This is a genomic window from Arthrobacter sp. SO3, from assembly GCF_020532825.1.
In the GTDB taxonomy this organism is placed as follows: domain Bacteria; phylum Actinomycetota; class Actinomycetes; order Actinomycetales; family Micrococcaceae; genus Arthrobacter.
This window is the reverse complement of the sequence record NZ_MQTS01000001.1, coordinates 1-12,639: the sequence shown is the minus strand read 5'-3', so window position 1 is coordinate 12,639 and position 12,639 is coordinate 1. Positions and strand designations below refer to the sequence as shown.

Annotated in this window: 10 protein-coding genes; 3 read left to right on the top strand and 7 right to left on the bottom strand. The window is 64.9% G+C overall.

What is annotated here, in order from left to right; all coding sequences use genetic code 11:
- Nucleotides 1-755 precede the first annotated feature (755 nt).
- On the bottom strand, nt 756-1,163 hold the full coding sequence (locus BJQ90_RS00050; protein ID WP_226758277.1) for a hypothetical protein: 408 nt from the start codon (nt 1,161-1,163) through the stop codon (nt 756-758).
- Nucleotides 1,164-1,431: 268 nt separating this feature from the next.
- Between BJQ90_RS00050 and BJQ90_RS00045 the strand changes: the two genes are divergently transcribed.
- A complete protein-coding gene (locus tag BJQ90_RS00045) occupies nt 1,432-2,409 on the top strand; it encodes an MIP/aquaporin family protein (protein WP_226758276.1) in 978 nt (325 codons plus the stop codon).
- A gap of 257 nt (nt 2,410-2,666) precedes the next feature.
- Here BJQ90_RS00045 and BJQ90_RS00040 read toward each other — a convergent pair whose 3' ends face one another.
- Complete coding sequence (locus BJQ90_RS00040; protein WP_226758275.1) at nt 2,667-3,107, bottom strand: VOC family protein; 441 nt, start codon at nt 3,105-3,107, stop codon at nt 2,667-2,669.
- 1,019 nt (nt 3,108-4,126) lie between these two features.
- Here BJQ90_RS00040 and BJQ90_RS00035 point away from each other — a divergent pair.
- Entirely contained in the window at nt 4,127-5,368 is a 1,242-nt protein-coding gene (locus tag BJQ90_RS00035; RefSeq protein WP_226758274.1) for a macrolide family glycosyltransferase, read from the top strand.
- Between the two features lie 163 nt (nt 5,369-5,531).
- On the opposite strand, the gene BJQ90_RS00030 is transcribed toward BJQ90_RS00035, so the two are convergent.
- The 3 genes from BJQ90_RS00030 to BJQ90_RS00020 all read right to left on the bottom strand — a co-directional run bounded on the left by BJQ90_RS00030 (nt 5,532) and on the right by BJQ90_RS00020 (nt 9,023).
- Nucleotides 5,532-5,987 carry a nucleoside deaminase gene (locus BJQ90_RS00030; protein ID WP_226758273.1) on the bottom strand — a complete coding sequence of 152 codons (456 nt, stop codon included), beginning with the start codon at nt 5,985-5,987 and terminating at the stop codon, nt 5,532-5,534.
- A 489-nt stretch (nt 5,988-6,476) separates the two neighbouring features.
- Complete coding sequence (locus BJQ90_RS00025; RefSeq protein ID WP_226758272.1) at nt 6,477-7,763, bottom strand: MFS transporter; 1,287 nt, start codon at nt 7,761-7,763, stop codon at nt 6,477-6,479.
- 21 nt (nt 7,764-7,784) lie between these two features.
- Complete coding sequence (locus BJQ90_RS00020; RefSeq protein ID WP_226758271.1) at nt 7,785-9,023, bottom strand: M20 metallopeptidase family protein; 1,239 nt, start codon at nt 9,021-9,023, stop codon at nt 7,785-7,787.
- A gap of 121 nt (nt 9,024-9,144) precedes the next feature.
- On the opposite strand from BJQ90_RS00020, the gene BJQ90_RS00015 reads away from it, so the two are divergent.
- Entirely contained in the window at nt 9,145-10,197 is a 1,053-nt protein-coding gene (locus tag BJQ90_RS00015; RefSeq protein ID WP_413463614.1) for an Lrp/AsnC family transcriptional regulator, read from the top strand.
- Nucleotides 10,198-10,248: 51 nt separating this feature from the next.
- Here BJQ90_RS00015 and BJQ90_RS00010 read toward each other — a convergent pair whose 3' ends face one another.
- Together BJQ90_RS00010 and BJQ90_RS00005 are read right to left on the bottom strand one after the other, a co-directional pair.
- Nucleotides 10,249-11,694 (bottom strand): amino acid permease, encoded by a 1,446-nt coding sequence (locus BJQ90_RS00010; protein WP_226758270.1) that lies wholly within the window; start codon nt 11,692-11,694, stop codon nt 10,249-10,251.
- The gene (locus BJQ90_RS00005; RefSeq protein WP_226758269.1) at nt 11,691-12,518 is read right to left on the bottom strand and encodes a methylenetetrahydrofolate reductase; all 828 of its coding nucleotides are present in this window, start codon (nt 12,516-12,518) and stop codon (nt 11,691-11,693) included. Before BJQ90_RS00005 ends, BJQ90_RS00010 begins: the two co-directional genes overlap by 4 nt.
- Between the last annotated feature and the right edge of the window lie 121 nt (nt 12,519-12,639).

Here is a 12,639-nt window from a genome sequence, read left to right as displayed (position 1 = left end):
TGCTATCAACAGTGCTTTAGCCAGGCGATCACCAGGCGGTGCCATCCACGACCTCGCATGCTTCGGCGTCGGAGTCCGGGATCCGGCCGAGCCGATCCCGGACCGTGGCTCGGAGGCGCCAGAAGCAGCCTTCAGGCCTTGTGGTCCGAGCGTAGACTGATGTTATAGTCCTCCGCGTCGAGCACCCGCTCCTGGGAGCGCGTATGGCCGTGGATCCGTTTCAGGTTCAACTGGAACAGGAATAAGGGACATCAGATGTCGACCAGTCCGTCTTCGTTTCCGGAACCGAGCCCGGGCGGACCTCCGCCTTTACGTCACGGTCTAATATCCTTCAGGACAGTCGAGGTTCCCAGTGGCAAGCAGATGCCGGACATTCGGCGGCAGGCCATAGACGTTATCGAGACGTTGATGGCCCGGCCCGATCCGGAGGGCGAGCGTGAACGGGAACAACTGAGGGCATATGTGGAAGCGCACCCTGGGCAACCGGAAGTCGCGCTGGCCAAACACTTGTTGGCCCTCCGGCCCTATATCGATGACGCCGACGCCGGGGTGGGGTCGAGGCCCCGGTCGTCAGATGCCGAGGCAAACCCGGGCTGGAATCAGTAATCCGTCCCGTGGCTATTTCCGCCTCGAAAGTCATGCTGACCGCTGACTTCGCACCGGCTTAGGTCGTCGTGGCTCCCGGAGGGTGCGACGTGCCTATCGGGTGAGACAGGAGTCTCGTCAGTCGATGCCGGCGCTTGCTGCACAACTTTTTACTTATCTGAGCTGCCTATCGGTTCTGTACCGGCACCCGGCTTGCGGAGGGGATCTACGTCACCACCCGTCCCGTAGTTGCCTTCGGAGTACTGTCCGATTTCGGACTCAGCGGTGCGGTCCGGAGTCGATCCCGCATTCCCGTAGTCGGCTTTGACGTAGCGTCCCGATGCCTTGGCCTTGTTTCCCAAAGGTTCGGGCAGGCCGCCTTCGCTTCCTGCCGTCCCGTAATCCCCTTCGACATACTGGCCTTCCTCGTCGGCGGCATGACGGCCGCGCTCTACACCGGCCTTGCCAAAGTCGCCTTCGACGTACCGGCCCCGCAGGTCTGGTTCTTCTGGTTCTTCTGGCTTCGTTTCCGGGCCTGCCTCATCCGGGGTGTGTTCGAAGCCGCTGTTGTCGGTCATGATCGTGCCTCTCCCGATACGAACTCTGCGTCTTCTGCGGCGCAATTTAAGTCTAGCGGGGGCCACGCAATCACGACAGATCGCCCTTGCACTGACGAGGCCTGCCAGCCAGGGGGAGCCGACGCGGTGCGGGCGCGCTGCCTTTGATGTGGCTCCCGGAGCTCAAGTCTTTAGTCTATGGAATCCTGCAGCTGCCCCGCGTAGCATATGTCTACTGGGGTTGTCAATTTACGCAGGTGAAGCAGATGACTCAAGGGAGGCACCCGCGATGAGTGATATCAGTCCGCTAAGGAATGCGGTCCGCAACGGCAGTGGCCTCAAGCGATTGGGCGGGACTTGGGGTGAACTTCTTGCAGAGTTTCTAGGCACTTTTGTCCTGATCTCCTTCGGCGATGGTGTCGTGGCTATGGCAGTCGCCGCCCTGCCAGGATCGGGCCGGGCCGCGACGTCGACGACGATCTTCATGGCCGCCGGAGACTGGCTCTTGATTACCTGGGGATGGGCCCTGGCTGTGACCATGGCAATCTATGTTGCCGGTGGCGTAAGCGGAGCGCACATCAATCCGGCCGTGACCGTGGCATTCGCGGTCCGGCGTAAATTTCCCTGGAGCAAGGTCGGCCCCTATGTCGTGGCCCAGGTACTGGGGGCCTTCGCCGGGGCCGCGATGGTGTACCTGCTTTATCACGATGCTATCGACGCCTTCAACAAGGCCGTCGGCACTGGCCGTGCTGATCCCAAAGGGCTTGCCAGCTATTCCATCTTCGCCACTTTCCCTGCTCCCTACTTCAACGGCAATCCCGTGGGCCCGCTGGTCGACCAGATTGTCGGCACTGCGTTCCTTGTCATGTTCGTGGTCGCCATCATCGACATGCGCAATACGGCCGTTCAGGCGAACCTGGGTCCGTTCATGATCGGGATGGCGGTGGCCGCCATCGGCATGTCCGTGGGCGCGAATGCAGGCTACGCCATCAACCCGGCCCGTGACTTCGGGCCGCGGCTGTTTGCCTGGATGGCCGGCTGGGGGCAGACGGCGCTGCCGGGCACCGTTGAAGGGGCCTTCAGCTGGTATTTCTGGGTCCCGGTCGTCGGACCCTTGGTCGGCGGCGTGATCGGCGTGCTGATCTACGACTGGTTTATCGGTGACGTCCTGCATGCGCGGGTCAGGTTGCAGGAATCGACGCCTCCAGGCCGGGCAGGCGGGGAACTTCCTCCGGCGGCCGAAACGAAAAGGACGGCCGGCAAATAGGCAGCCCAGGTCCCTGCCGAAATATTTCGGGGCTTGGATTTATGGCCGTGATTGGCGGGAATCAAAGCTCTGCAAAGTTTGAACCCTCCCAGGGCGCAAGGCGCACAAGGGCTCGCTTCCCGCCCGGCGCGGCTATGTATCGACGTCCCGGGATGCGTTTTTGTCGAACCGGTGCTGGGCTATCAGAAGGTCGGCTGGGGTGGCGATTCGTTGACCGCCGCAACACGTGAGGGGCCGGAGTAGCGGCTGAACACGGGTCAGCCGATCCGTTGGGCAAGTGACACGATAATCCCCTCCGGACCGCGCACGTAGGCCATGCTCCAGACGTGCTCGTACTGACCGATGCCGCCGACCAGCCCGAAGCCGGCCGCCGCAAGCTGGTCGACGGTCGCCTGGAGATCGTCGACCTCGAAGGCCACGTTGCGCAGCCCCAGCTCATTGGCCATCGCCGCGGGCGATCCGGGCCGGTGTGCGGGCCGGGCAAAGCTTGAGAGCTCCAGTCGGGTACCTCCGTCGGGCGGCCGCAGCATGATGATCTCAGTGCGGGAGTCGGGGATGCCGATGACCGTGTCGAGGAACTCGCCCTCCACGAATGTCCTCCCCTCGACCTCGAGACCCAGGCCGACGAAGAACGCCATCACCGCGTTGAGGTCAGCAACAGTGATGCCGACATGGTCGAAACGTCGTATATGGGACATGAGACTCATCCTCCGGAGAGATTTCACTGGTGATGCGACCACCGGTTCTGGGCGAAAGCCATAGGCCAGCTTTTAGACGTGGGCCGCCTCGGGGAAGCGGCCGCTGGTTCCCTCGCGCGGGCTGACGCGGGCTCCTGGCACGTCTATCAAGGCGATGCGTGGCCCGTCGGTTGCTTCCAGATCCAAATGGACCATGCTTCCGCGTAGTTCTTTGGACAGGACGGCGCCGGACGTGGCCTCTATGCCCTGCTTCTGCGGCCGGCAACGGCGCCATCGATCAGGAGGACTATGACGGCACCCAGGATGGAGAGGAGCCAGCGATAAGACCCAGAATGAGAAACGCGAGAAAACCCATGACTGCACGTCCTTTCGATTCACGGTCGTCGAAGGCGGCCGTAAGCACGGTTCTATCAGCATGCTTAGTGTCATGCAATGGCCCAGGTCCGGGGCATCGAAGGTCTGGGTGGGGACAACAAATAAGGAAGCCTTCGGCCGTATCAGGCGGTTAATCCCTACGTCCGCAGGATGTCCTACCGCTTGCCGGCCTCCTGCGACCTCAAGGTGCAGGACCGGAACGGATCTCCGGGCCGTCGTCATCCCGTCGGCTCATGAAGGGCCAGATCTCAATGAGGACAATGGACCTCCCGCGGTCCCGTGGGCACAATAAAACCATGTGCGGCAGATATGTGATGCCCCAAGGCACAGGCGACCTCCTCAGCCATTTCGAGGCCAGGGAGGTCGAGGGCAGCCCGCCGCCAGTTCAGTGAACGCTAGTTTTTGGAGGTAACTGCCCCGTGGGATATGCCAGTCCGGAATAAAGCGGTCAGCTGCGGATAGGGGCGGCTCGACCTTGGGGCGGCGTTCTGCCCTGTGTCTTCGGTGGGGGCCGTGCGAGCCGTCCCGGTGGAATGGACTCATGGCCATCCGGACGGCACGTACGTACGATGATGGAAGACCCGCTATCCGGCGGGCTTCGCCGGTGGACGGGGTAGTCCCTGCCCGTCGGAGGAGCAGCGAACATGCATTTTGCCTTCATTTGTCTGCCTGCCGCGGGCCATGTGAATCCCACGTTGCCGGTTGTTGCCGAGCTTGTCCGGCGGGGCCACCGTGTCACGTATGCAACCTCGGCCGAGTACGCCGCGGCGGTCGAGTTCGCCGGCGCGGCCTTCTTTGAGAGCGGCGAGGACCTCGCCTCCCAGTTTCCGCGGGTCGGCAGCCCGCCTGACGGTGCGGGGTCTCCCCGGACGGGGATGTTGGCGGGCCTGGGATCAGGGATGATGTCCGGTCTCCTTGAGCGGCTGCTGGAGAGGGCGAGGGAGGAATTCCCCGCCCTAATGGCCCGGCTTGCCGCGGACCCGCCGGACGCGGTGTGTTACGACGCCATGACCCTGGCGGGGAAGATGGCCGCCATGAAGCTCGCCGTGCCCGACATTGCGCTGCTGCCGACCTACGCCGCCAACGAATATTTCTCCCTACGGGAGCTGATGCCGGCCCGCGCGCCGGCCGAAATGATTAAGGCCTGGAAACAGATCTGCCAGCTGATCGATGATTTCGCTGCCGAACAGGGTCTGGCCCAATTCAACTTCATGGAAGGGCCGCCGGCATCGTTGAACATCTGCTTCATCCCGCGGGAATTCCAGCCCGCGGGGGAGACCTTTGACGCGAGCTTCCACTTTGTGGGGCCTTGCATGGGCCACAGAGGCACCGAAGAGGCCTGGCAGCCCCGCGGGGGAGACCGGCCGCTGGTCTTCATTTCGCTGGGCACCACACCCTTGAACGACCGCCCGGAATTCTTCCGGATGTGCCTGGAGGCCTTCGCCGCCAGCCCGTGGCAGGTGGCCATGGCAGTCGGCGACCGCATCAAGGTATCCGAGCTGGGGCAGATCCCGGACAATGTTGAAGTCCGCGCGTTCTTTCCCCAACTGGATGTTTTGGGCCACGCCGACGTGTTTCTCTCACACACAGGGATGAATTCCACCATGGAGGCCCTGTACTTCGGGGTGCCGCTGGTGGCCTTCCCGCTGCAGCCGGAACAGGAAGCCAATGCCCGCCGCGTCGAGGAGCTGGGACTGGGGCGCCGGCTCCCCGCAGGACCGCTCTCACCGGCCCTGATCCGCACGGTGATTACCGAAGTCAGCGACGATCAGGAAATCCGGCGCAACGTACGGGCCATGAAGCAACGCATCCGTGGGTCCGGAGGCCCGACGGCGGCCGCTGACGCCATCGAAGGCTACCTGTCGGCCTTGAGGCGCCCGGCATAGGAGAGCAACGAATCGGCCGGGCAGTGGCGCGCAGCCCGGTGCTGTGTCCGTCCTGGCGACTCTCAGGTGGACCCGTCGGAGGAATGGACTCTACGACGGCGTCTGGCCGCCGGCCTGGGGGAGTGGTCTGATCCATTTCAACGGTGCTCCTTTTGTGCGTGGACTACTCGGCGATGTCCTCCGCCCACAGTTCAGGGTGTTCGTCCTGGAAGGTGCGCATCATCTCGACGCATCGGGCGTCATTCAACACCACCACTTCGACGCCGCGTGAGCGGAGAAGTTCGAATTCGCCGGGGAACGTCTCGGCCTCGCCCACCACCACGCGCGGAATTTTGAATTGGATGATGGTCCCGGTACACATCGCACACGGTGCCAGGGTGGTGTAGAGGGTTGTGTCCCGGTAGCTCTTCTGGCGTCCGGCGGCCCGCAGCGCAGACATCTCGCCGTGGGCGATTGGATCGCCATGCTGGACTCGCTGGTTGTGGCCGCTGGCAATGACGACCCCGCCGCGGGCCAAGGAGGCACCGATCGGGATGCCGCCCTCTCGAAGGCTCTTTTGTGCGGCCTCGTAGGCAGCTTCGAAGACCGGGTCTGTGATGGTTCGTTCAGTTTCGGACATGGGTGCAGTCTAAATCGCGCGCGTCGAAGAATTGTTGGTGGCCGCTGACGGCGCGACACCGAGGCTATGTGACCGGGCCCTGGCCAACGGGAACACCGGCCATGGCATCAGGGACCTGCCGGCCCCCGGGCCCCGTCTGGTGGCAATCCGAATCTGCCGCTCACCAAGGGGTGATGATCAAATCCGCACGCTCGGGACCGGCAAGGTGGATGATGAGACCCGCCATGCCCTCGTGTAGGCGATGGCGGCCGCCTCCGACGGAATGTCGACCGCCGCGTCTCGTGCCGGGCACCGGGTAGATGTTGTTCGCCACGGTACCGACTGGACTCAGCAGCAAGGAGAGCTCACTGGGCAATCGGAATCAGCGAAGCTCGGTAAGCACCGATTCCGGGCAGCTCCGCGCAAGGCGGAACTGCCCGGAATGGGTGGACGTTGAAGTCTGCTGCCGCGAACCGAGTGGACCGTTGCCCCAACCCCGGCGCTGTGCACCTAGTGCGTCAGGTCCTTGCCTTTGGTCTCCGGGATGGTGAAGACGAACAGCGCGCTGACGATCAGGAGCACCACGGCGTACAGGTTGAACGCGTTGGCGAGGCCGATGCCACCGAGCCAGGTCTGCAGGTACGGGGCGGTCCCGCCGAACACGGCCACGCAGATGGAATACGGGACGCCGACGCCGATGGTGCGGATGCTGGTGGGGAACAGTTCTGCGTAGACGGCCGGAACAATCGCGGCGCTGGCGGCAATGAAGATCAGCATGACGGACATGGCCACGGCCAGCTGCCAGGCCGAGTCCTTCAGCAGCCAGGTCATCGGGAAGTGCATGACGGCGGCTCCGGCCGCTCCGGCCCAGAGCACCTTCTTGCGGCCGATCCGGTCGGACAGCTTGCCCCAGAAGGGCAGGGCGGCAATGAACACAATGTTGGCGACGACACTGGCCCACAGGGTTTCCCCGCGGTCGATCTTCAGGACGGTCGCGGCGTAACTCGGGGCCACAACACCCCAGATGTAGTAGATCACCGTGAGACCCACGGTCAGCCCCACGACCTGGAGGGCCTGCTTGCGGTGCTGCACAATCTGCGGCCAGATCGCGGCGCGCTTCTCGGTGGTCGACTCTCCTTCGAAGGCCTCGGACTCGTGCAGTTTGGAGCGCATGATCAGGGCGTACAAGCCCATAACGGCTCCGACGAGGAACGGGACGCGCCAGCCCCAGTCATTCATCGCATCGGCGCTCATCGTCATGTTCAGGACCGCACCCAGCAGGGTGCCGGCCAGGATTCCGACCGTGCCCGAGGTGTAGATGAGGGTGGCCCACAGGCCGCGCTTCTCTTTCGGGGCCACCTCGGAGAGGTAGGTCTGCGACGACGGCAGCTCACCGCCGTGGGCCAGGCCCTGGATCAGCCGGGCCACCAGCAGCGTCAGTGACGCCCAGACCCCGACGCTTGCGAAGGACGGGGCAACGCCGATCATGAGGCTGCCCAGTGATGCGAGGCCGACGGCGAGCGTCATGGACGTCTTGCGGCCGACGCGGTCGCCGATCCAGCCGAACAGGAATCCTCCGACCGGCCGGGCCACGAAACCGACGGCGAAAATGGCCAGGGTTGCCAGCACGGCCGAGGCGGGATCCGCCTTGCTGAAGAGCTGGCTGGCGATGAAGGGCGTGAACGTGGCGTAGATCGCCCAGTCGTACCATTCGACGGCGTTTCCGATGCCCGTGCCGAGGAGGGTCTTTCGCGTGGCCGCCCGGGTGGCGAGCTGCGGGTTAGTGATGGTGGACATGATTTTCTCCGGGAAGTAGGGCTAGGAAGCGGCGGAAATGGGGTGGCCGGCGGCAAGCGCGGCAATGCGGTTAATGGCAAGCTCCGCGTAAAGCGCGGCACCGTCGGCGAGGACGCCGTCGTCGAACGTGGCGTAGGGGGAGTGGTTGAACGCAGTGGAGGTATGGTCCGCCCCCGGGGCGACGGCGCTGAGCCCGATGAAGGTGCCCGGCACCTCTTCCATCACCCTGGAGAAGTCCTCGGACCCGCTGAGCGGGGTGGCCCAGCGGGTCAGCCTGGCGTCGCCGAACAGGTCCTGGATGGTCCTCTCCGCGGTGAGGGTCTCGTTTTCGTCCGTGATGCTCAGCGGGTATTCCCCGCGGTATTCGACCTCCACCTCCAGGCCGTGGGCGTGGGCGATGCCTTTCAGGAGCGTGGGGACGGCAGACATCATCCGTTCTCGGGAGGCGTGCGAGAACGTCCGGATGGTGGCCTCGATGCGCGCTGATTCGGGGATCACGTTCCGGGTGGTGCCCGCGTGCAGGACGCCGACGGTCAAAACTACGGGGTCGAACATGTTGAACTGCCGCGTGATCATGACCTGCAGCGCGGTCACCATCTCGGCGGCTGCCGTGACGGGGTCCTTGGCTGCGTGCGGGGCGGAGCCGTGGCCGCCGGCGCCCAGGACCGTGACGAACAATCCGTCCGAGGCGCTCAGCATCACGCCCGGCTTGGTGGCGAATTGGCCGTAGGGCTCCAGGGAGGAGAAGACGTGCATGCCGTAGGCGGCGTCCGCGCGGCGGCCCGCGGCGTCAAGAACCCCTTCGCGGATCATGTGGCCGGCGCCGTCCCAGCCCTCCTCGCCCGGCTGGAACATCAGGACCACATCGCCGGCGAGCTGCCCGCGGCGTTCGGCCAGCAGAGTGGCGGCGCCGGCCAGCATCGAGGTGTGGAGATCGTGGCCGCAGGCGTGCATGGCGCCGTCGACCCGGGAGGTGAAGTCTGCGCCGGTGCGCTCCTGGACCGGAAGGCCGTCCATGTCCGCGCGCAGCAGGACAACGGGTTTGTTGGCCGAAGTGTGCGGTGCGCCGCCCCGGAGGACGGCGGTGACCGACGTCGTCGTTTCGCCGAGGGTGATCTCGTACGGCAGCCCGTCGAGGGCTTTGAGGACTTTTTCCTGGGTCCGGGGGATCTGCAGGCCGATTTCCGGTTCCCGGTGCAGCTCGTGGCGCAGCCGGGTGATCTCGCCGTGCAGCTCCCTGGCATCCGCTGTGACCGACATATGCTCCCGCTTTCCGAACGATTGGTAAGTGCCTTGTACCCATTGTGGGGTGACTGGGATCACAGGGCTGGAAATGGCTGGAAACGTGCACAAGTATGATTGTTGGGACAGGATTCATTCAGTGGCGGAGGAGGTTCCGGTGGAGATCGATGAGGAGGACCTGCAGCTGATCAACGCGCTGCAGATTGCACCGCGGATCAGCTGGTCGGATGCCGCCGGCATTCTGGGCGCCCATGCCACCACGCTGGCCGCCCGCTGGGAGCGGCTGAAAGCCTCCGGAGCCGCTTGGAGCACGGCCCATCTGATGGGAGATCCGAAGCAGATGTGCCTGGCGCTGGTGGATGTGGACTGCGAGATGAAGCTGCGCGCCGAGGTCACAGCCGCGCTGGCGGCCATCCCCGAAGTGGTCACCGTGGAGGAGGCTGCCAGCAACCGTGACCTCATGCTGACCGTCATCACGCCCACCCTGGACCAGTTCAGCGACGTCGTGCTGGCACAGCTCAAAGTGATCCCGGGCCTGACCAAGTACCAGACGTCGCTGTGCACGCGTCTGCACTCCGGCGGTTACGCGTGGCGGCTGAACGTGCTGGACAAGTCGCAGAAGGCCGCGCTCCAGGCGCTCGCGGGACCCGAGGCTTCCGGCCCGGCGCCGGCCGGCAATCAGGGTCCGCCGCTGCCGCCGAGCCATCTGGAGCTGATCCCGTTCCTGGCCATGGACGGGCGCGCGGCGGCTGCCGACATTGCCCGCGCCCTGGGACGCAGCCCGGCCACCGTCCAACGGCAGCTGAACCGTGTGCTGGCCAGCCAGATTCTCTCGTTCCGGTGCGAAATCGCGCAGAACTACTCGGGATATCCGGTCAGCTGCCAATGGTTCGCCAACGTCCCGCCCGGCCAGCATGAAGCCGCCGCTGCCGAGCTGCGCAACTTCCGCAACGTCCGGCTCAGCGCTTCCACCACCGGCCGTACCAACTTCGTGATCCTGATGTGGCTGCATTCCCTGGCGGACGTTATGAGCGCCGAACAGGCACTCCAGCTGCGGATCCCCGGAATCCAGCTCGTGGAAAGTGTGGTGGTGCTCAACACCGCGAAGCGGGTCGGCTGGATGCTGAACCCGGACTCGACGGCGACCGGCGCCGTCGTCGTGCCCGCTGCGGAGCCGGCGCCGACAACGTAAGCGCTGACGCGGCCCTTTTTCAGAGGGGACCCAGGGCGCGTGTGGTGTTTATTACTTCACCGTTTCCTGTTCCAGGTCCTGGGCGAGCTCGGTCTGGAACGCCGCGTAGCGGGCCAGGTGTGCGGGACGGCGGCGCAGGATGTACCAGGCGATGCCCAGCAGGACGAACCAGATCGGCGTGACCAGCAGGGCCAGGAGCGTGTCCGGCTGGGTGGTCAGCGCCCAGAGTACGAAGGCGAAGAAGGCGAAGACCACCCAGACCATGGGGATGCCGCCGGGCATCTTGAACTTGGACGCGTCATGCAGCTGCGGACGACGCCTGCGGAAGGCAATGTAGCTGGCCAGGATGATGGACCAGACGAAGACGAAACAGACCGCGGACACGGTGGTCACCATGTCGAAGGCCTTGCCGATGTCCTGTCCCGCGTACATCAGCACGACGCCGGAGAGCAGGAGAACGCACGTCAGGAACAGGGCGTTCCGGGGCACTTTGCGGCTCGAGAGCGCGCCGAACGCGGCCGGGGCGTCGCCCTCCTGGGCCAGTCCGTACACCATGCGGGACGTGGAGTAGATGCCGGAGTTGGCGGAGGACATCGCCGAGGTCAGCACCACCAGGTTGACCACCGTGGCGGCGGCTCCCAGACCGGCCAGGGAGAACATGGCGATGAAGGGGCTGTGGCCGGCGCTGAACTGGGTCCAGGGCGTGACGGACATCAGGATGATCAGTGCGCCCACGTAGAAGAGCAGCACACGCACGGGGATGGAATTGATCGCCCGGGGCAGGTTCTTCTCCGGATCCTTGGCCTCGGCAGCCGTGGTGCCCACGAGCTCAATTCCCACAAAGGCGAACACGGCGATCTGGAAACCGGCCACGAAGCCCATGAATTCGTTCGGGAAGAAGCCGCCGTGGCTCCACAGATTGCTGAAGCTGGCCGGTCCGGCGTCGGAGCTGAACCCGCTGAAGATCATGAACAGGCCGACTACGATCAGGGCCGCGATGGCGACGATCTTGATCAGGGCGAACCAGAACTCCGTCTCGCCGAACGCCCGCACCGTGGTCAGGTTCAGCAGCAGGAGGATGGCGATGGTGACCAGGCCGGGGATCCACAGCGGGAGGGTGGGCCAGAGTTCCTTCGAGTAGCCGGCGATGGCAATAACATCCGCGATTCCGGTGATCACCCAGCAGAACCAGTAGGTCCAGCCGGTGAAGAACCCGGCCCAGGGGCCGAGCAGGTCCGCGGCAAAGTCGCTGAAGGACTTGTAGTTCAGGTTGCTCAAGAGCAGCTCGCCCATCGCCCGCATGACGAAGAACAGCATGAAGCCGATGATCGCGTACACGAAGATGACGGAGGGGCCGGCCGCCGAGATCGTCTTGCCCGAGCCCATGAACAGTCCGGTGCCGATGGCGCCGCCGATCGCGATCAGCTGGATGTGGCGGTTGCTGAGCTGCCGGTCAAGGTGGGGGGACGGCGCCAGCGTTTCAGTCGGGGTCTTCATTTTGCTGCTCCTCGAATTGACGCGAGTACGGTTGCCGCGGGGCCGGGGGGCGGGGTTGCCCCGTCGGTGGCCGCGGTGAGGTGGTTGAAAGTGTAGAAGTGGATGCCTGCGATTCTGCCCGGGTGTTCGGCCAACTCGGAAATCAAGATCGCAGGCTGGTAGCGTTCCCCGCTGAGGAGCCGGCGGGCCAGCGGGCCCTTGCGGCTGAGGAATTTCAGCGAGGCACCGACGCCGATCTGGGTGCCAAGGGCGACCAGCTTGGTTCGGGGTACGGCACCGGGGACGCCCGCCCAGACCGGCAGTTCCACGCCTTCGCGGCGCAGCAGGCCCACGTAATCCACGATCTTCGGGGCGGAAAAGCACATCTGCGTGACGATGCGGCTCGCCAGGTGCTGCTTGGCCAGCAGGGCGTCCAGCAGGTCGAGCCCGCCCACGGAGGGATGGCCCTCGGGGTAGCCGGCGACACCGATGGAGATGCCGCCGCCGGTGTACTGGGCGATGTCTTCCATCAGCTCCGCCGCAGTGCCGTAAGGTCCTGCGGCCCGCTGGGAGTCCCCTCCGATGGCAAAGACCTCCCTGATGCCGGCCGCGTCGCAGTCGCGAAGGATTCCGACGAGCTGGGAGCGCTCCTGCAGGGCACGTGCCGCGAGGTGCGGGACCACGGTGTAGCCCAGTTGTGCCAGCTGGACTGCCACGCGCATGGTGCGCCCGATGCCGTGGTGGGGCAGGCAGGTGATGCTGAGTGTTGTGCCGAGGGGCACGGCCGCCGTGACTTTTTCGACGATGCCCTCGGAGGGGATGATTTCCAGTCGTGTGGGGAACATCTTTGGTCCTTTACGGGTGTCAGGCGCCGGCATGGGCGGCGAGAAGTGAGCTGGCTTCCTGGCGGGTGGTGCCGGAGGACTCGATGTGGGCGAGGTGGGCCGGGATGTCCCAGCCTTTCTT

Excerpts from the sequence above, each read along its gene's own strand:
- BJQ90_RS00010 (WP_226758270.1), bottom strand. The coding sequence starts at position 11,694 with ATGAAGACCCCGACTGAAACGCTGGCGCCGTCCCCCCACCTTGACCGG.
- BJQ90_RS00045 (WP_226758276.1), top strand. The coding sequence starts at position 1,432 with ATGAGTGATATCAGTCCGCTAAGGAATGCGGTCCGCAACGGCAGTGGC.
- BJQ90_RS00035 (WP_226758274.1), top strand. The coding sequence starts at position 4,127 with ATGCATTTTGCCTTCATTTGTCTGCCTGCCGCGGGCCATGTGAATCCC.
- BJQ90_RS00020 (WP_226758271.1), bottom strand. The coding sequence starts at position 9,023 with ATGTCGGTCACAGCGGATGCCAGGGAGCTGCACGGCGAGATCACCCGG.
- BJQ90_RS00025 (WP_226758272.1), bottom strand. The coding sequence starts at position 7,763 with ATGTCCACCATCACTAACCCGCAGCTCGCCACCCGGGCGGCCACGCGA.
- BJQ90_RS00050 (WP_226758277.1), bottom strand. The coding sequence starts at position 1,163 with ATGACCGACAACAGCGGCTTCGAACACACCCCGGATGAGGCAGGCCCG.
- BJQ90_RS00040 (WP_226758275.1), bottom strand. The coding sequence starts at position 3,107 with ATGTCCCATATACGACGTTTCGACCATGTCGGCATCACTGTTGCTGAC.
- BJQ90_RS00005 (WP_226758269.1), bottom strand. The coding sequence starts at position 12,518 with ATGTTCCCCACACGACTGGAAATCATCCCCTCCGAGGGCATCGTCGAA.
- BJQ90_RS00030 (WP_226758273.1), bottom strand. The coding sequence starts at position 5,987 with ATGTCCGAAACTGAACGAACCATCACAGACCCGGTCTTCGAAGCTGCC.